Annotated in this window: 16 protein-coding genes and 1 riboswitch; of the genes, 12 read left to right on the top strand and 4 right to left on the bottom strand. The window is 72.7% G+C overall.

Annotated features, from left to right (window positions below):
- The first annotated feature begins 156 nt into the window (after positions 1–156).
- From hpnC to ACFY8W_RS06195, 10 genes are all read left to right on the top strand, one after another.
- Positions 157–1,077, top strand: coding sequence for a squalene synthase HpnC (hpnC, locus tag ACFY8W_RS06240; RefSeq protein WP_391100866.1), 921 nt, complete (start codon positions 157–159; stop codon positions 1,075–1,077).
- Positions 1,074–2,024, top strand: a complete 951-nt coding sequence (gene hpnD, locus ACFY8W_RS06235) for a presqualene diphosphate synthase HpnD (protein WP_391100864.1) — start codon at positions 1,074–1,076, stop codon at positions 2,022–2,024. Before hpnC ends, hpnD begins: the two co-directional genes overlap by 4 nt.
- A gap of 120 nt (positions 2,025–2,144) precedes the next feature.
- Positions 2,145–3,572, top strand: a complete 1,428-nt coding sequence (gene hpnE / locus ACFY8W_RS06230) for a hydroxysqualene dehydroxylase HpnE (RefSeq protein ID WP_391100862.1) — start codon at positions 2,145–2,147, stop codon at positions 3,570–3,572.
- Positions 3,569–4,669: a polyprenyl synthetase family protein gene (locus ACFY8W_RS06225; protein WP_391100859.1), complete on the top strand. Its 1,101-nt coding sequence runs from the start codon at positions 3,569–3,571 to the stop codon at positions 4,667–4,669. Before hpnE ends, ACFY8W_RS06225 begins: the two co-directional genes overlap by 4 nt.
- A gap of 119 nt (positions 4,670–4,788) precedes the next feature.
- The gene (gene shc, locus ACFY8W_RS06220) at positions 4,789–6,774 is read left to right on the top strand and encodes a squalene--hopene cyclase (RefSeq protein WP_391100857.1); all 1,986 of its coding nucleotides are present in this window, start codon (positions 4,789–4,791) and stop codon (positions 6,772–6,774) included.
- Positions 6,774–7,427, top strand: a complete 654-nt coding sequence (locus ACFY8W_RS06215; RefSeq protein WP_391100854.1) for a 1-hydroxy-2-methyl-2-butenyl 4-diphosphate reductase — start codon at positions 6,774–6,776, stop codon at positions 7,425–7,427. The genes shc and ACFY8W_RS06215 overlap by 1 nt, the downstream gene beginning before the upstream one ends.
- 7 nt (positions 7,428–7,434) lie before the next feature.
- The gene (gene hpnH / locus ACFY8W_RS06210; RefSeq protein WP_391100853.1) at positions 7,435–8,457 is read left to right on the top strand and encodes an adenosyl-hopene transferase HpnH; all 1,023 of its coding nucleotides are present in this window, start codon (positions 7,435–7,437) and stop codon (positions 8,455–8,457) included.
- 7 nt (positions 8,458–8,464) lie between these two features.
- Positions 8,465–9,865 carry an aminotransferase class III-fold pyridoxal phosphate-dependent enzyme gene (locus tag ACFY8W_RS06205; RefSeq protein WP_391100850.1) on the top strand — a complete coding sequence of 467 codons (1,401 nt, stop codon included), beginning with the start codon at positions 8,465–8,467 and terminating at the stop codon, positions 9,863–9,865.
- 75 nt (positions 9,866–9,940) lie between these two features.
- Positions 9,941–10,570, top strand: a complete 630-nt coding sequence (locus ACFY8W_RS06200) for a helix-turn-helix domain-containing protein (RefSeq protein WP_391100848.1) — start codon at positions 9,941–9,943, stop codon at positions 10,568–10,570.
- Between the two features lie 19 nt (positions 10,571–10,589).
- Positions 10,590–10,745: a DUF6126 family protein gene (locus ACFY8W_RS06195; protein ID WP_391100843.1), complete on the top strand. Its 156-nt coding sequence runs from the start codon at positions 10,590–10,592 to the stop codon at positions 10,743–10,745.
- 18 nt (positions 10,746–10,763) lie between these two features.
- Here ACFY8W_RS06195 and ACFY8W_RS06190 read toward each other — a convergent pair whose 3' ends face one another.
- Entirely contained in the window at positions 10,764–11,561 is a 798-nt protein-coding gene (locus ACFY8W_RS06190) for a tyrosine-protein phosphatase (protein ID WP_391100840.1), read from the bottom strand.
- Positions 11,562–11,934: 373 nt separating this feature from the next.
- A riboswitch (cyclic di-AMP (ydaO/yuaA leader) is annotated at positions 11,935–12,087 on the top strand.
- Positions 12,088–12,091: 4 nt separating this feature from the next.
- Here ACFY8W_RS06190 and ACFY8W_RS06185 point away from each other — a divergent pair.
- Complete coding sequence (locus ACFY8W_RS06185; RefSeq protein ID WP_391100837.1) at positions 12,092–13,057, top strand: peptidoglycan DD-metalloendopeptidase family protein; 966 nt, start codon at positions 12,092–12,094, stop codon at positions 13,055–13,057.
- A gap of 176 nt (positions 13,058–13,233) precedes the next feature.
- On the top strand, positions 13,234–14,028 hold the full coding sequence (locus tag ACFY8W_RS06180; RefSeq protein ID WP_391100834.1) for a GDSL-type esterase/lipase family protein: 795 nt from the start codon (positions 13,234–13,236) through the stop codon (positions 14,026–14,028).
- On the opposite strand, the gene ACFY8W_RS06175 is transcribed toward ACFY8W_RS06180, so the two are convergent.
- The 3 genes from ACFY8W_RS06175 to ACFY8W_RS06165 are packed head-to-tail and all read right to left on the bottom strand — an operon-like array spanning position 14,025 to position 17,126.
- Positions 14,025–14,870, bottom strand: coding sequence for an STM4011 family radical SAM protein (locus ACFY8W_RS06175; RefSeq protein WP_391100831.1), 846 nt, complete (start codon positions 14,868–14,870; stop codon positions 14,025–14,027). The genes ACFY8W_RS06180 and ACFY8W_RS06175 overlap by 4 nt on opposite strands.
- 10 nt (positions 14,871–14,880) lie before the next feature.
- The gene (locus ACFY8W_RS06170) at positions 14,881–16,296 is read right to left on the bottom strand and encodes an STM4012 family radical SAM protein (RefSeq protein ID WP_391100829.1); all 1,416 of its coding nucleotides are present in this window, start codon (positions 16,294–16,296) and stop codon (positions 14,881–14,883) included.
- Positions 16,293–17,126 (bottom strand): STM4013/SEN3800 family hydrolase, encoded by an 834-nt coding sequence (locus ACFY8W_RS06165; protein WP_391100827.1) that lies wholly within the window; start codon positions 17,124–17,126, stop codon positions 16,293–16,295. Before ACFY8W_RS06165 ends, ACFY8W_RS06170 begins: the two co-directional genes overlap by 4 nt.
- Positions 17,127–17,142: the final 16 nt, after the last annotated feature.

Genomic DNA, 17,142 nt, shown 5'->3' with positions numbered 1-17,142 from the left:
GCCCCGGCACGGGGCGGAGAGCCACGGGCAGGGCTCGGCGGCGTGTCCGAAATAGGATGGATTGGATCCGCGGTGTAGAACGGGAGATGTGACGGCCATGACGCAGAATCTCCAGCTCCACGAGGGTGTCGCCGTCCCCGCGTCGGGCAGCGGCCGGTGACGGGAACCCGGCAGGTGCGCCCCGACGCCTCCTCGCGCAGCACACTCGGCAAGGCCGCGGACGAGAACTTCCCCGTGGCCCCCTTCTTCCTGCCGCGCGCCTGGCGCGACGACCTCATGGCCGTCTACGGCTTCGCCCGGCTCGTCGACGACATCGGGGACGGCGACCTCGCGCCCGGCGGCGCGGACGCCCGCCACCTCGGCGTCCCGGCCGGGCGCGCCGACGACCGCCTCGCGATGCTCGACGCCTTCGAGACCGACCTCATGCGCGTCTTCGAGCCCGCCGACGGCCCGCCCCGGCATCCGCTGCTGCGCGCCCTCGTCCCCACCGTCGAGCGGTGCCGGCTCGCCCCGGAGCCGTTCCTCGGACTCGTCGCCGCCAACCGCCAGGACCAGCTGGTCCGCCGCTACGAGACCTACGACGACCTGGTCGCGTACTGCGAGCTCTCCGCCAACCCCGTGGGCCGGCTCGTCCTCGGCATCACCGGCACCGCGACGCCGGAACGGATCCGCCGCTCCGACGCGATCTGCACCGCGCTCCAGATCGTCGAGCACCTCCAGGACGTGGCCGAGGACCTGGCGCGCGACCGGATCTACCTGCCCGCCGAGGACCTGAAGCGCTTCCACGTGACCGAGGACGACCTGGCCCGGTCCACCGCCGGAGCCTCGGTGCGTGCCCTGATCGCCTTCGAGGCCGAGCGGGCCCGCGCCCTGCTCGACGACGGCGCCCCGCTCGTCGGCAGCGTCCGCGGGCGGCTTCGGCTGCTGCTCGCCGGCTTCACCGCCGGCGGGTACGCGGCGCTCGACGCGGTCGCCGCCGCGGGCTTCGACGTCCTGCCCGGGCCGCCCAAGGCCGACCGACCGAGTCTGATGCGCCGGGCGGGCTCCGTCCTGCTGGCGGCGCGGAGAGAGGGGTGAGCCGCCCAGTGGAGGGACAGTCGCAGCCGTCCGCGCCGGTCCAGGCCGCGTACAGCTACTGCGAGGCCGTGACCGGACAGCAGGCCCGCAACTTCGCGTACGGGATCCGGTTGCTGCCGACCGAGAAGCGGCATGCCATGTCGGCGCTCTACGCCTTCTCGCGGCGCGTCGACGACATCGGCGACGGGCCGCTCGCTGCCGGCGAGAAGAAGGACCGGCTGGAGGCCACCCGCGCGATCCTCGCCCGCATCCGTGCCGGCGAGGTCGAGGAGGACGACACCGATCCGGTGGCCGTCGCCCTCGCCGACGCCGCCCGCCGCTTCCCGATCCCGCTCGGCGGGCTCGACGAGCTCATCGACGGCGTCCTGATGGACGTGCGCGGCGAGACCTACGAGACCTGGGACGACCTCAAGGTCTACTGCCGCTGCGTGGCCGGAGCCATCGGCCGGCTCTCGCTCGGCGTCTTCGGCACCCAGCCCGGCGCCGTCGGCGCCGACCGCGCGGGCGAGTACGCCGACACCCTCGGCCTGGCCCTCCAGCTCACCAACATCCTGCGCGACGTCCGCGAGGACGCCGGGAACGGCCGCACCTACCTCCCGGGCGACGACCTGGCCAAGTTCGGCTGCTCCGACGGCTTCGCCTCGGACTCCCCGGCGGCGGGCGCCGACTTCGCGGGGCTCGTGCACTTCGAGGTACGGCGTGCCCGCGCCCTGTTCGCCGAGGGCTACCGGCTGCTGCCCATGCTCGACCGGCGCAGCGGCGCTTGCGTGGCCGCCATGGCCGGCATCTACCGGCGCCTCCTCGACCGGATCGAGCGCGACCCGGAGGCCGTGCTGCGCGGCCGGGTCTCGCTGCCCGGGCACGAGAAGGCCTACGTCGCCGTCCGCGGGCTGTCCGGGCTCGACGCCCGTCACATCTCCCGTCGCTCGGTCAGGAGGCCCGCGTGACGTCCGTACGTGCCGGTGGGACCCGCGGGGTCCGGGCGTCGTCGTGTGCCGCCCCGGGCGCCGGGACAACCCGGGGTGCCGGTTGCGCGTCCCCGACCGTGAGGCTGCGAAGGAGGCCGGATGACCGCCGATGACATCCGGGTGGCGGATGGCCGGTCCGTGACCGGACACGGTGGTCCGCGCGCGCACGCCGTCGTCGTGGGCGGTGGGCTCGCCGGGGTCACCAGCGCGCTGCAGCTCGCCGAGAGCGGTGTGCGGGTGACGCTGCTCGAAGGCCGGCCCCGGCTCGGCGGGCTCGCGTTCTCGTTCCGGCGCGGCGATCTGACGGTCGACAACGGGCAGCACGTCTACCTCCGGTGCTGCACCGCCTACCGGTGGTTCCTGGAGCGGATCGACGGCGCCCGCCTCGCGCCCGTACAGCCGCGGCTCGACGTGCCCGTCCTCGACGTCGCGCACCCCGGCGGACCGCGGCTCGGGCGGCTGCGGCGCACCGCCCTGCCCGTACCGCTGCACCTCGCCGCCAGCCTCGCGACCTATCCGCACCTGTCGCTCGCCGAGCGGGCGAGCGTCGGCCGCGCCGCGCTCGCCCTGAAGAGGCTCGACCCCGCCGACCCGGCCCTCGACGGCATCGACTTCGCGACCTGGCTCGGCCGGCACGGCCAGTCCGCGCGGGCCGTCGAGGCCCTCTGGGACCTCGTCGGGGTCGCCACCCTCAACGCCGTCGCCCCGCACGCCTCCATGGGCCTGGCGGCCATGGTCTTCAAGACCGGACTGCTCTCCGAGCCCGGTGCCGCGGACATCGGCTGGGCGCACGTCCCGCTCGGCGAGCTCCACGACACCCGCGCCCGCAAGGCCCTGGACTCGCTCGGAGTCCGCACCGAGCTGCGCACCAAGGCCGAGCGGATCAGCCGCGGCGACGACGGGCGCTGGACCGTGCAGGTGCCGGGCGAGACCCTGGAGGCCGACGTCGTCGTCCTCGCCGTGCCGCAGCGCGAGGCCCGCGCGCTCCTGCCCGACGGCGCCCTCGACGATCCCGACCGGCTCCTCGACATCGGCACCGCCCCCATCCTCAACCTGCACGTCGTCTACGACCGGAAGGTGCTGCGGCAGCCCTTCTTCACCGCTCTCGGCTCCCCGGTCCAGTGGGTCTTCGACCGCACCGAGTCCTCCGGGCTCACCGGGGGCGGGCAGTACCTCGCCGTCTCCCAGTCCGCCGCCCAGGACGAGATCGACGAGCCCGTCGCCGCGCTCCGCGAGCGCTACCTCCCGGAGCTGGAGCGGCTGCTGCCCGCCGCCCGGGGCGCCGGGATCCGGGACTTCTTCGTCACCCGCGAGCGGACCGCCACGTTCGCCCCGACCCCTGGCGTCGGCCGGCTCCGCCCCGGCGCCCGCACCCACGCGCCCGGCCTGTACCTGGCCGGCGCGTGGACCGCCACCGGCTGGCCCGCGACCATGGAGGGTGCCGTCCGCAGCGGCTTCAGCGCCGCGGGCGCCGCACTCTCCGCCCTCGGCCGCCACTACGACCATCCGCTACAGGAGGCGGCATGAGTGTGAGTACCGGAACTAGAGGAGAGACCGTGCCGACTGCGCCGCCGGGGAATCCGGCCGTCGACACCGCGGACGTCGCCGCGCTGCTGGAGCGGGGCCGCGCCCTGTCCACGCCCGTCATGCGGGCGGCCGTCGACCGCCTCGCGCCGCCCATGGACACCGTGGCCGCCTACCACTTCGGCTGGATCGACGCCCACGGCAACCCGACCGAGGGCGACAGCGGCAAGGCCGTCCGGCCCGCGCTCGCCCTGATCTCCGCCGAGGCGGCGGGCGCCGCGCCCGAGGTCGGCATCCCCGGCGCCGTCGCCGTGGAGCTCGTGCACAACTTCTCGCTGCTCCACGACGACCTGATGGACGGCGACGAGCAGCGCCGCCACCGCGACACGGTGTGGAAGGTGCACGGCCCCGCCCAGGCCATCCTGGTCGGCGACGCCCTGTTCGCCCTGGCGAACGAGCTGCTCCTCGAACTCGGCACCGTCGAGGCCGGCCGGGCCACCCGCCGGCTGACCACGGCCACCCGCAAGCTCATCGACGGGCAGGCGCAGGACATCAGCTACGAGCACCGCGAGCGGGTCACCGTCGAGGAGTGCCTGGAGATGGAGGGCAACAAGACCGGCGCCCTCCTCGCCTGCGCCGTCTCCATCGGCGCCGTGCTCGGCGGCGCCGACGACCGCACCGCCGACAAGCTGGAGGAGTACGGCTACCACCTGGGCCTCGCCTTCCAGGCCGTCGACGACCTCCTCGGCATCTGGGGCGACCCGGAGGCCACCGGCAAGCAGACGTGGTCCGACCTGCGCCAGCGCAAGAAGTCGCTGCCGGTCGTCGCCGCGCTCGCGGCCGGCGGCCCGGCCTCCGAGCGACTCGGCCGGCTGCTCGCCGCCGACGCCAAGAGCACCGACTTCGACTCCTTCTCGGAGGAGGAGTTCGCCACCCGCGCCGCCCTCATCGAGGAGGCCGGCGGCCGGGAGTGGACCTCCCAGGAGGCCCGCCGCCAGCACGCCATCGCCATCCGTGCCCTGCACGACGTGGACCTGCCGGCCCATGTCCGGGAACAGCTCACTGCTCTGGCCGATTTCGTCGTCGTACGGAAGAGATGATCACCATCGCTCTGATATGAGTTCGCAGTCGCCGTCCGGTGCCGCCCGGCACCGGACGACGGCAGACCCGAAGAAGCAGAACGTACGCAGAAGTACACCGCCTGCACGAAGGGGAAGCCATGACAGCGACGACCGACGGGAGCGCCGGGGCCGTGGGTCCCCGGGCAGCCGCGGCCAGCGAAACGACCACCATCACTCCAGGGGACCTCGACGAGGCCGCCGCCGAAGCGGCGGAACGGTCCGTCGCCCACCTCCTCGGCCGCCAGGACGCCGAGGGCTGGTGGAAGGGCGACCTGGAGACCAACGTCACCATGGACGCCGAGGACCTGCTGCTCCGGCAGTTCCTGGGGATCCTCGACCCGGACACCACCCGTGCCGCCGCCCTCTTCATCCGCGGCGAACAGCGCGAGGACGGCGCCTGGACCACCTTCTACGGCGGGCCCGGCGAACTCTCCGCGACCATCGAGGCCTACGTGGCCCTGCGGCTCGCCGGAGACGCACCCGACGCCCCGCACATGGCCCGCGCCTCCGCCTGGGTCCGCGCCCGGGGCGGCATCGCCGAGGCCCGCGTCTTCACCCGGATCTGGCTCGCCCTCTTCGGCTGGTGGCGCTGGGAGGACCTGCCCGAGCTGCCGCCCGAGCTGGTGTTCCTGCCGAGCTGGTTCCCGCTCAACATCTACGACTTCGGCTGCTGGGCCCGGCAGACGATCGTGCCGCTCACCGTGGTCTCCGCCAAGCGGCCGGTGCGCCCGGCCCCCTTCGCGCTGGACGAGCTGCACACCGACCCGGCCCGCCCGAACCCGGGCAGAACCCTGGCTCCCGCGGTTAGTTGGGACGGCTTCTTCCAGCGCGTCGACAAGGGACTGCACCTCTACCGCAAGGTCGCGCCGCGCCGGCTCCGCAAGGCGGCCATGAACGTCGCCGCCCGCTGGATCGTCGAGCGGCAGGAGAACGACGGCTGCTGGGGCGGCATCCAGCCGCCCGCCGTCTACTCGGTCATCGCCCTCCACCTCCTCGGCTACGACCTCCAGCACCCCGTGATGCGGGCCGGCCTGGAGTCCCTCGACCGCTTCGCCGTGTGGCGCGAGGACGGCGCCCGCATGATCGAGGCCTGCCAGTCCCCGGTCTGGGACACCTGCCTCGCCACCATCGCGCTCGCCGACGCCGGCGTACGGCCCGACCACCCGGCACTCGTGAAGGCGGCCGACTGGATGCTCGGCGAGGAGGTCGTCCGCAAGGGCGACTGGGCCGTCCGCAGGCCCCAGCTCCCGCCGGGCGGATGGGCGTTCGAGTTCCACAACGACAACTACCCGGACATCGACGACACCGCCGAGGTGATCCTCGCGCTGCGCCGGGTCAGGCACCCCGACCCGGCCCGGGTGGAAGCGGCCGTCGCCCGCGGCGGCCGCTGGACCGTGGGCATGCAGTCGAAGAACGGCGCCTGGGGCGCCTTCGACGCCGACAACACCAGCCCCTTCCCCAACCGGCTGCCGTTCTGCGACTTCGGCGAGGTCATCGACCCGCCCTCGGCCGACGTCACCGCCCACGTCGTGGAGATGCTGGCCCACGAGGGCCGGGCCGACCACCCGCGCACCCGCCGGGGCGTCGACTGGCTGCTCGCCGCACAGGAGCCCGGCGGAGCCTGGTTCGGCCGCTGGGGCGTCAACTACGTCTACGGCACCGGCTCGGTGGTCCCGGCACTCACCGCCGCCGGGATCCCGCGCAGCCACCCGGCGATCCGCCGGGCCGTCGGCTGGCTGGAGTCCGTACAGAACGAGGACGGCGGCTGGGGCGAGGACCTGCGCTCCTACACGGAGCCGCAGTGGATCGGCCACGGCGCCTCCACCGCCTCCCAGACCGCCTGGGCGCTGATCGCCCTGCTCGCCGCCGGCGAGCGGGAGTCCGAGGCGGTCCGGCGCGGCGTCGCCTGGCTGGTGCGGACGCAACGGGAGGACGGCTCCTGGGACGAGCCGTACTTCACCGGGACCGGCTTCCCCTGGGACTTCTCCATCAACTACCACCTCTACCGCCAGGTCTTCCCGCTCACCGCGCTCGGCCGCTACGTGAACGGCGAGCCCGTCCTGCACGGCCGGGAGGGCCGCTGATGGACAGGGAGCCGGCCGCCGGGGCCGCCGTACCGCCGCTGCTCGTCGCCTGCGCGCTCGGCATCGAGAAGCTGGCGCTGCGCAGCGGCGACCGAGGCGCCGCGCCCGCGCCCGTGACCGTGGTGCGGACCGGGATGGGCCCGGCGCACGCGCGCCGGGCGGTCTCCCGCGCCCTCGGCCGCGAGCCCTGGCGGGACGCCGCCGTCATCGCCTCCGGATTCTGCGCGGGACTCGCGCCCGGGATGCACCCCGGCGACCTGATCGTCGCGGAGGAGACCCGCGGCCCCGACGGCACCATCCCCTGCGACGGCACCGGGCTCCTGGTGAAGGCGCTCGTCCGGGCGCTGCCCGGGCGTACCGTCCACACCGGCCCGCTGACCGGCTCCGACCACGTGGTCCGCGGGCCCGAGCGGGCGGCGCTGCTCGCCGGCGGAGCGATCGCCGTCGACATGGAGTCCGCCGCCACGCTGAGCACCGCCGTGGCCGCCGGACCGCGCCCGGTTGCGGCCGTCCGGGTGGTCGTGGACGCTCCAGAACATGAACTGGTCCGGATCGGCACGGTGCGCGGGGGAATATCGGCCTTCCGTGTTCTCCGTGCGGTCCTTCCCGCATTCTCCGAATGGCACCGTTCTTTGCTGCTCCCCAGGAGGTGAGCGAGTTATGGCCATGCCGCTCCGTCAGTCCGTCCGGGTCGGGACCTACCTCTTCGAACAGAAGCTCCGCAAGCGGGACAAGTTCCCGTTGATCGTCGAGCTCGAGCCCTTGTTCGCCTGCAACCTCAAGTGCGAGGGCTGCGGCAAGATCCAGCACCCGGCCGGCGTCCTCAAGCAGCGGATGCCGGTCGCCCAGGCCGTCGGCGCGGTCCTGGAGTCCGGGGCGCCGATGGTCTCCATCGCCGGTGGCGAACCGTTGATGCACCCTCAGATCGACGAGATCGTGCGCCAGCTGGTGGCCAAGCGCAAGTACGTCTTCCTGTGCACCAACGCCATGCTGCTGCGCAAGAAGCTGGACGATTTCACGCCCTCGCCGTATTTCGCCTTCGCCGTGCACATCGACGGCCTGCGGGAACGGCACGACGAATCGGTGGCGAAGGAGGGCGTGTTCGACGAGGCGGTCGCGGCGATCAAGGAGGCCAAGCGGCGCGGCTTCCGGGTCACCACCAATTCGACCTTCTTCAACACCGACACCCCGCAGACGATCATCGAGGTCCTCAACTTCCTCAACGACGACCTCAAGGTCGACGAAATGATGATCTCGCCGGCCTACGCCTACGAGAAGGCTCCCGACCAGGAGCACTTCCTCGGCGTGGAACAGACCAGGGAACTCTTCAAGAAGGCGTTCGCGGGCGGAAACCGGCGGCGCTGGCGGCTCAACCACTCCCCGCTCTTCCTCGACTTCCTCGAAGGAAAGGCCGATTTCCCGTGCACCGCGTGGGCGATCCCGAACTACTCGCTCTTCGGGTGGCAGCGCCCCTGCTATCTGATGAGTGACGGCTACGTCCCGACGTACCGCGAGCTCATCGAGGAGACGGACTGGGACAAGTACGGCCGCGGCAAGGACCCGCGCTGCGCCAACTGCATGGCGCACTGCGGCTACGAGCCCACCGCCGTCCTCGCCACCATGGGCTCGCTCAAGGAGTCGCTGCGCGCGGTCCGCGAGACCGTCTCCGGGAACAACGGGTGAGCCGGCCATGACGGACGGGTCCGGCACCGGCGGTTTCGACCTGCGGGCGCTGCTCGCCGAGCGCGGGGGCGAGCGCTACGAGCTGCACGCCCGCCACCTCAACCACCAGCTCCCGCGGATGCTCCACACCATCGGCTTCGACAAGGTGTACGAGCGGGCCGAGGGCGCCCACTTCTGGGACGCCGACGGCAACGACCACCTCGACATGCTCGCCGGCTTCGGCGTCATGGGCCTGGGGCGGCACCACCCCGTCGTCCGGCAGGCGCTGCACGACGTCCTCGACGCGCAGCTCGCCGACCTCACCCGCTTCGACTGCCAGCCGCTGCCCGGACTCCTCGCCGAGAAGCTCCTCGCACACAGCCCGCACCTCGACCGGGTCTTCTTCGGCAACAGCGGCACGGAGGCCGTCGAGACCGCGCTCAAGTTCGCCCGGTACGCCACGGGCCGGGCGAGGATCGTCTACTGCTCCCACGCCTTCCACGGTCTGACCACGGGCTCCCTCTCCGTCAACGGAGAGAGCGGCTTCCGGGACGGCTTCGGTCCGCTCCTTCCCGACACGGCGATCGAGCTGGGCGACCTGGAGGCGCTGGAGCGGGAGCTGCGCAAGGGCGACGTGGCGGGCTTCGTCGTCGAGCCGATCCAGGGCAAGGGCGTCCACGAGGCCCCGCCGGGCTTCCTGCGGGCCGCCCAGGAGCTCCTGCACCGGCACGGCGCCCTGCTGATCGCGGACGAGGTGCAGACCGGCCTCGGCAGGACCGGGGACTTCTACGCCTACCAGCACGAGGACGGCGTCGAGCCGGACCTGGTCTGCGTCGCCAAGGCGCTCTCCGGCGGCTACGTGCCGGTCGGCGCCACCCTCGGCAAGGACTGGATCTTCAAGAAGGTCTACTCGTCGATGGACCGGGTGCTCGTCCACTCGGCCAGCTTCGGCTCGAACGCCCAGGCCATGGCGGCCGGGCTCGCGGTGCTGTCGGTGATGGAGTCCGAGGGCACGGTGGCGCACGTCCGCCGGGTCGGCGACCTGCTCGCGACCCGGCTGCGGGAGCTCGTACCGCGCTACGAGCTCCTCAAGGAGATCCGCGGCCGCGGCCTGATGATCGGCATCGAGTTCGGACGGCCCTCCTCGCTGGGCCTGCGCAGCCGCTGGACGATGCTCCAGGCGGCCCGCAAGGGACTCTTCGCCCAGATGGTCGTGGTGCCGCTGCTGCAGCGCCACCACATCCTGACCCAGGTGTCAGGGGACCATCTGGAGGTGATCAAGCTGATCCCGCCGCTGGTCGTCGACGAGGCGGACGTCGACCGCTTCGTGACCGCCTTCACCGCGGTGATGGACGACGCGCACGGCGGCGGCGGACTGATGTGGGACTTCGGAAAGACGCTGGTCAAGCAGGCCGTCGCGCAGCGCTGACCGAATCCTGCCCACGGGTTTTGCCTCTGGGGCAAGAAACTTGCCCCAGAGGAAAGATCCTGGCGGAATGGACGCATGGACCACGTCCCCGGGGGTTCCGCCCCGGTCCCCGCCGTTGCCGACGTCCTGCCCGACGTCGCTCCCCAGCTGCGCGGACTGCGCCGTCGGCGCGGCCTCACGCTGGAGGCCGCCGCCCAGCGGGCCGGCCTCTCCCCGGCGCACCTGTCGCGCCTGGAGACGGGCAACCGGCAGCCTTCGCTGCCGATGCTGCTGGCCCTCGCCCGTATCTACGGTACGACGGTCTCCGAGCTGCTCGGCGAGGTCCCGCCCGAGCGTGACCCGGTGGTCCGGGGCGGGAAGGCCGAGGCCGTCGAGGCCGACGGCTGGCTCTACCGTCCCGCGGGAGCGGCGGGCCGCGCCATGCAGGCGCTGCGCGTCCACGTGCCGTACGCCACCAGCGCCGACATCGTGCGGGTCCACCCCGGCGAGGAGTGGATCCACGTCCTCGAGGGCCGGGTCAGGCTCGCGCTCGGCGACACGGTGCACGTCCTCGACCCCGGGGACAGCGCGCACTTCGACTCGCTCACCCCGCACCGCATCGGCGCCGCCACCCGCGGCGGCGCCGAGCTGCTGTTCGTCCACACGCTGCTGCAGAGCCCCGCCGCCGAACTGTGCCTCGGCGACGGCACTCCGCACCGCCGCTGACCCCCCCGAGAGGATCGACATGTCCGAGAAGTCCGCACCGGTCACCGGCGAGGAGCGCGGTGGCGGCAAGTTCCCGAAGGGCCTGGTGCTCCGGCTCTTCGCCTACCTGGTCGCCGGCCACCTCTTCGCCGCGTTCCTCTACCTGCTGTTCGCCATGGGCGCGCAGAACCAGTAGGGGAACCTCCTCAGGGGCCTACGCGCCGGTGAGCAGCCGCTCGCGCAGCCGCTCTCGGGTCTCCGGGGCGAGCCGCAGCCCCTCCGTCAGATAGGCGTCGACCGAGCCCCAGGTCGCCCCGATGGCGTCGAAGGCGGCCCGCAGGTACTCCACCCGCGCATCGAAGAGCGGGCTCAGCAGCTCCATCACCTCGGGCGACATGGCGTCCGGGGCGGTGGAGCTGCGCTGCACCTTGTAGCGGCGGTGCGGGGCGTTGGACTTCAGGTAGTCCTCCTCGATCGCCTCGCGCTCCACGCCGACCGCGAGCAGCGAGATCGCGATGGCCAGACCGGCCCGGTCCTTGCCGGCCGCGCAGTGCATCAGGGCGGGGACGCTGTCCTCGGCCATGGCGTGCAGGATCCGGCTGTGCTCCGCGGTCTTCCCGACGATCATCTTCCGGTACGAATCGGACATCCGGGCAGCGGCCTTGCCCTCGCCGAGCAGCTCGCGCAGCTGGGCCACGTCCCCGCTGCGGACCAGTTTCCAGAACTCCTTGCCGTCGGCCGGGTCGCTCAGGGGTATGTTCACGTTCCGCACGCCGGGAAGATCGACGTCCGGGCCCTCGACGTTCCGGTCGGCCTCGTTGCGGAAGTCGAAGACGGTGTGGAGGTCCAGGGTGGCGAGGAACTGCGCGTCCTCGGTCGTGGCGTGCGCCAGGTGGCCGCTGCGGAAGAGCCGCCCGGGACGCACGGACAGGCCGTCCACGGTCGGCAGTCCGCCCAGGTCGCGGAAGTTGCGTACGCCGGTGAGTTCGGGCTCGGTCGTCGCTTGCGTCACGGTTGCTCCTGCTCTCGAGATCGGTTCCTGGGGCAATCATCATGGCTGGAACGCTCCGCACACACCCCATCGGGATGGAATGGGCGATCTGTCCCAATTGACTGATTGGACATAAGGCGCCCTGGTTGTAGGGGAGATGGGTGCCGGGGCGTGAGCAGCGTCTCACCCGTGACGGACCGTGGCTGATCGTCTTTCCCAAATTCCCTTGGGCAAAGGGAAATCGAGGGACCGTCATCCACGGAGGGTGACCGGAATTCCGGCCGCAATTCACACGGCAATCGAATTCATGGAACCCCTGGGTTGTTCCCGTCGTCCTCGCTCGTCTAGCGTCGCGCTCACTCCGGACGGACCGCCTAATCCTGCCGCCGACCGGAATCCGCACCCACCCGTACACGGCAGGAGCGGGGGACCCAGGTATGACGCCGACCCCTCGAAAGGACGGCTCGGGGTGAAGCCGCGCGACCACGCGGCCGGACATCTCCAGTCCGAACCCGACAGCTCACCTCGCAGGCGACGGAGAGGAATTCGCCATGCCCGCGAAGGGTAAGCACCGCCGTCCCAAGGTCAACCCGATCACCCGCGGGTTCGTGGCCGCCGGCGCCGGAGGCGCCGTCGTCGCCCTCCCGCTGATCGGTGCCACCGGCGCTCACGCCGCCGAGCAGAACGCCCCCGCGTCCCCGCAGCAGGCCGTCGCCGCCGCTGCCCCGGCCGCCGCGACCCCCGCCAAGGCCCCGGCCAAGGCGAAGACGTACACCGTCGTGCGCGGCGACTACCTGTCGAAGATCGCCACCGAGCACCACCTGGCCGGCGGCTGGCAGAAGCTCTACCGCGACAACCGCCAGGTCGTCGGCGAGAACCCCTCGCTGATCCTCCCCGGCATGAAGCTCACCCTCGGCGCCAAGAACACCGCCAAGGCGACGCCCGCGCCCAAGGCCGCCGCGCCCAAGAGCTCCGCCAAGAACGGTGACGACGCGCCCGCCCGCGCCTCCCGCGGCAGCGAGCGCGCCTCGGCCCCGGCCGTCGCCTCCTCGGACTCGGCCTCCTCCTCGTCCTCGTCCGCCGGCTCCTCGTCGGCCGGCGCGGCCAGCTCCTCCGGCTGGGTCGCCCCCGTCGGCGGCGGCATCTCCACCCCGTACCGGGCCTCCGGCTCGATGTGGTCCTCCGGCTACCACACCGGTGTCGACTTCATCGCCTCCTCCGGCACCTCCGTCCGCGCGGTCGGCCCCGGCACCGTCCACTCCGCCGGCTGGAGCGGCGCCTACGGCAACGAGGTCGTCATCCAGCACGCCGACGGCACGTACTCCCAGTACGCCCACCTCTCCTCGCTGTCCGTCTCCGCCGGCCAGTCCGTGAGCGGCGGCCAGCAGATCGGTCTCTCCGGTTCGACCGGCAACTCCACCGGACCGCACCTCCACTTCGAGATCCGCACCGGCCCGGGCTACGGCTCCGACATCGACCCGCTGGCCTACCTCCGCCAGCACGGCGTGGGCATCTGACCTCACGTCAGCACCCCGTCGTCACGGGCGGCGGCACTCCGGAGGCCCGGCACACCAGTGCCGGGCCTCCGGCGTATTCCGGCTTGGTGGAATCTTTATCGGTGGCATATGTCACCCACCGTCAACCCCTCCTTACGGTCGCGTAGGTCACATCCCGAGGGGAAGGATGTGCTCCCGTGGCAGACGATTCGAGATCAACAGACAAGAACGCATTCGGGTCGTACGCGGCGATCGGTGACAGCTTCACCGAAGGCGTCGGAGACCCCGGGCCCGACGGGACCTTCGTCGGCTGGGCGGACCGGTTCGCGGTCCTGCTGGCCGACGAACTGCCGGAGCACGAGGACTTCCGGTACGCCAATCTCGCCGTACGGGGGCGCCTACTCGACCAGATCGTCGTGGAACAGGTCCCGCGGGCGAAGGAACTCGCCCCGGACCTCGTGACCTTCTGCGCGGGCGGAAACGACATCATCCGCCCCGGCACCGACCCCGACGACGTCGCCGAGCGCTTCGAGCGCGCGGTGGCCGACCTCACCTCCGCCGTCGGCACCGTCATGGTGACCACCGGCTTCGACACCCGCGACGTGCCCCTCCTCAAGCACCTGAGGGGCAAGATCGCCACGTACAACGGGCACGTCCGCGCCATCGCCGACCGGTACGGCTGCCCGGTGCTCGACCTGTGGTCGCTGAAGTCCGTCCAGGACCGCCGCGCCTGGGACGAGGACCGGCTCCACCTGTCGCCCGAGGGCCACACCCGGGTCGCGCTGCGCGCCGCCCAGGTCCTCGGCAGGCCCGTACCCGCCGACCCGGAGCAGCCGTGGCCGCCGCGGCCGCCGCGCGGCACCCTGGAGGTCCGCAAGGACGACATCCACTGGGCCAGGGAGTACCTGGTGCCGTGGATCGGGCGCCGACTGCGCGGCGAGAGCTCCGGCGACCACGTCGAGGCCAAGCGGCCCGACCTCATCCCCCTCTAGGGCAGGGCCGGGATCCGTTCCAGGACGCCGCCGGCGAACACGTCGTACAGCGGCAGCGTCTCCAGGTGCACGTAGCCGATGTGGCAGTCGCAGACGGCGAGCGGACAGGGGCGCGGGCGGAGCGCGGCGCGGTACGAGCCGTCGTACAGGTTGCCCAGCTCGGCGCGGACGAAGTGGCAGCGCCGCACCGTCCCGTCGCCGTCCACCGAGACGACCGACTCGCCGGTGCGGCAGGGGAGCCCCGCCGAGGCGTGCGGATGCCGGCTGTACGGGAAGAGGGGGTCGAGGGCCGTCCAGTCCTCGGCCTCCTCGTCCGTGTACGTACGGCCCTCCGCCGCGTTCACCCACAGGTACACCTGCTCCGGCAGCTCCGCCCGCAGCCGCCGGGCGTGCTCCCGGTGCTCGGGCAGACCGACGACGCCCACGCTGAAGCGGACGCCCCGCGCGGCGAGGTCGTGGCACTTGCCGAGGAACCGCTCGTACGGCGTCTGGCCCGGGTGGTAGGTGCACCACAGCGCCAGCGAGCCGAGGTCGGCCTCCGCCAGCCACTCCGTACGGCAGCTCAGATTGGTCTGGATGGCCACCCGCTCCACGTGCGGCAGCCGGGACAGTTCCACCATCGTCCGCCGGTACCAGGACCGCACCAGTCCCTCTCCCCAGGGCGTGAACAGGATCCGCAGCCGGTCCCCGGTCCGTCCGGCCGCCCACGCGGCGAAGCGCTCCAGCGCCGCCCGGTCGGCCCGCAGCTGCTCCCGGCTGTCGCGGCGCTTCGCGAACGGGCAGTACGGACAGTCGTAGTCGCAGGAGGCCAGCGGCCCCCGGTAGAGCAGGGTCAGATCCATCCCGGCCCCGCTACTTCGCCTCGTACGCGGCCATCGCCGCCCGCACCGCCGGCGAGAACAGCTCCGGGCCGAGCCCGTCCGAGTACGCCAGTCCCTCCGGCGACAGCCGCAGCAACCCGTCCGGGGCGTCGGTGTCCAGCCAGCCCCACTGCTCGAACCGGGCCAGCTCGGCCCCGAAATCCGCGAACGGCGAGCCGCCGAACCGGGCCGCGTAGCCGTCCACCGGCATGCCCTCGGCCTGGAGCAGCGACTGCAGCAGATGACGGCGGCGCGCCTCGTCGGCGTCGACCCGGCGGCCCACCTCCGCACGGGAGAAGTCGGCCGTCTCCGTGTAGCCGTCGATGATCGAGCGGATCTCGCGCATCTCCACCGCGTAGTCGAAGGAGTAGTGCAGCCGCGAGGTGTACGAGCGGGCGCCGCAGCCCAGCCCGATCATGCCGTCCGTCTGGCAGGCGTGGTCGTCGGGACCCAGCGCGGGCGCGTCCGCCCGGCGGAACATGCGCATCGACACCTGCTCGTAGCCGTGGGCGAGGAGGTGGTCGCGGCCGTGCCGGTAGAGGCGGAGCCGCTGTTCGTCCCACTCCCGGTCGGCCGCCGCCGGGTCCTGGACCCGGCCGAGACCCGTCAGCGGGCGCACGTACAGCGGATAGAGGTACAGCTCCTCGGGACGCCAGGCGAGTGCGGCGTCGAGCGAGCGGCGCCAGGACTCCTCGGTCTGGCCCCCGATGCCGTAGATCAGGTCGATGTTGAGGACCGGGACGCCGGTGTCCCGGATGCGGCCGAGGGCGGCCTCGACGTCCGCGCGGCGCTGCGGGCGCACCGCGGCCCTTGCCTCGGCCTCGACGAAGCTCTGCACGCCGATGCTCAGCCGGGTCGCGCCCCGCTCGGCGAGCACCGCGAGCCGGTCGGCGGTCGCCGTGGCCGGCGAGGTCTCCACGGACAGGGGTACCGCCCGCAGATCGGCTCCCATGCGCAGCTCGGCGATGTCACAGAGGCGGGACAGCTCGGCGGCGGTGAGGAAGGTCGGCGTGCCGCCGCCGAAGGCGGCGGTGGCGAAGCGGACCGGGCCGTCGTCGCCGAGCGCCTCCCGTACGGCCGCGGCCTGCCGGTCCAGCGCGTCGAGGTAGCGGGTGGTCAGCCCGTCAGGGGCGCCGATGCGGGTGAAGAGGTTGCAGAAGCCGCAGCGGACCTCGCAGAACGGTATGTGCGCGTAGAGGGACAGCGCGTCCTTCGGCTCGTCGGCCCAGAGCCCGGCGAGCGCGGGCCGGTCGGCCAGCGGGCGGTACGCCGTCTTGTGCGGGTAGGCGTAGACGTAACTCCGGTACGGGCGCGGGAGGCCGGCCGCGCTCCCGGTCGAGGGCACGGGGCCGTTCCGGGCCGTGGCCGTGGTGATGCCCGTGGCCGTGGTCGTGGTCGCGGGGCTCATGCGGCCGTCTCCTTCGTGTCCCGGTCCGGGCCGGTCAGTTCGAACTGCGCGTACGGCACCGTCCACACGCTCTCGTGACCCAGGCGGTGGCCGGTGAAGCCGTCCTCGCCGTATGCCGTGCCGTGGTCGGAGCAGACGATCGCGAAGCAGTCGCGCCGGCTGCTCATCGCGGCGAACAGCCTGCCGATGTGGCGGTCCACGTACTCCAGGGCGGCGGCGTGGGTCTCCCGGGTGTCGCCGTCGGCGAGGGTCGCGCCCGGCCGGTGGAACCAGTTGGGCTGGTGCAGGGCGGAGACGTTGACGAAGAGGAAGAGCCGGCGGTCGCGGGGGAGCGCGGCGACGACCTCCTCGGCGCGGGCCACCTGGGATTCGAAGGAGGTCGGCGAGGCCACGCCGAAGGAGGGCTCCCAGTGGCTCTCCTGGAACAGGCCGGGGAGCACCGAGCCCAGCGGCGGCTGCTTGTTGAAGAAGCCGACGCCGCCGATGCACACGGTCCGGTAGCCCTCGTGCGCGAGCGCCGAGACCAGGTCGGGCGCGTCGTGGAAGACGTAGGTGCCGTCGGCGGTGGTCTCGCTGCCCGCGAACCGGGCGGCGAAGAGACGGGGATGCGGCCCGGGTGTGGCCGGCGTCGGCAGGAATCCGGCGAAGATGGCCTGGTGGGCGGCGTAGGTGAAGCTGCCGGGCGCGTGCCGTCGCTCCCAGACGCCGCCGGGCAGATGACGGGCCAGGTGGGGTGTGCGGCCCTCGGCGGCGAGCTCGGCCGCCACGTCGTGGCGCAGCGTGTCGAGGGTGACGAGGAGGATGTCGTGGCTGCCGACGATCTCGTTCATGTCGGGTGGGGCAGCG

The organism is Streptomyces sp. NPDC012637, from assembly GCF_042954805.1.
Taxonomy (GTDB): Bacteria; Actinomycetota; Actinomycetes; order Streptomycetales; family Streptomycetaceae; genus Streptomyces.
The sequence above is the reverse complement of the archived record's forward strand: the minus strand, read 5'-3'. Positions and strand labels throughout refer to the sequence as shown.

Coding starts and splice junctions, on each gene's coding strand:
- hpnE (WP_391100862.1), top strand. CDS start 2,145: ATGACCGCCGATGACATCCGGGTGGCGGATGGCCGGTCCGTGACCGGA.
- ACFY8W_RS06225 (WP_391100859.1), top strand. CDS start 3,569: ATGAGTGTGAGTACCGGAACTAGAGGAGAGACCGTGCCGACTGCGCCG.
- shc (WP_391100857.1), top strand. CDS start 4,789: ATGACAGCGACGACCGACGGGAGCGCCGGGGCCGTGGGTCCCCGGGCA.
- ACFY8W_RS06215 (WP_391100854.1), top strand. CDS start 6,774: ATGGACAGGGAGCCGGCCGCCGGGGCCGCCGTACCGCCGCTGCTCGTC.
- hpnH (WP_391100853.1), top strand. CDS start 7,435: ATGGCCATGCCGCTCCGTCAGTCCGTCCGGGTCGGGACCTACCTCTTC.
- ACFY8W_RS06205 (WP_391100850.1), top strand. CDS start 8,465: ATGACGGACGGGTCCGGCACCGGCGGTTTCGACCTGCGGGCGCTGCTC.
- ACFY8W_RS06200 (WP_391100848.1), top strand. CDS start 9,941: ATGGACCACGTCCCCGGGGGTTCCGCCCCGGTCCCCGCCGTTGCCGAC.
- ACFY8W_RS06195 (WP_391100843.1), top strand. CDS start 10,590: ATGTCCGAGAAGTCCGCACCGGTCACCGGCGAGGAGCGCGGTGGCGGC.
- ACFY8W_RS06185 (WP_391100837.1), top strand. CDS start 12,092: ATGCCCGCGAAGGGTAAGCACCGCCGTCCCAAGGTCAACCCGATCACC.
- ACFY8W_RS06175 (WP_391100831.1), bottom strand. CDS start 14,870: ATGGATCTGACCCTGCTCTACCGGGGGCCGCTGGCCTCCTGCGACTAC.
- ACFY8W_RS06170 (WP_391100829.1), bottom strand. CDS start 16,296: ATGAGCCCCGCGACCACGACCACGGCCACGGGCATCACCACGGCCACG.
- ACFY8W_RS06165 (WP_391100827.1), bottom strand. CDS start 17,126: ATGAACGAGATCGTCGGCAGCCACGACATCCTCCTCGTCACCCTCGAC.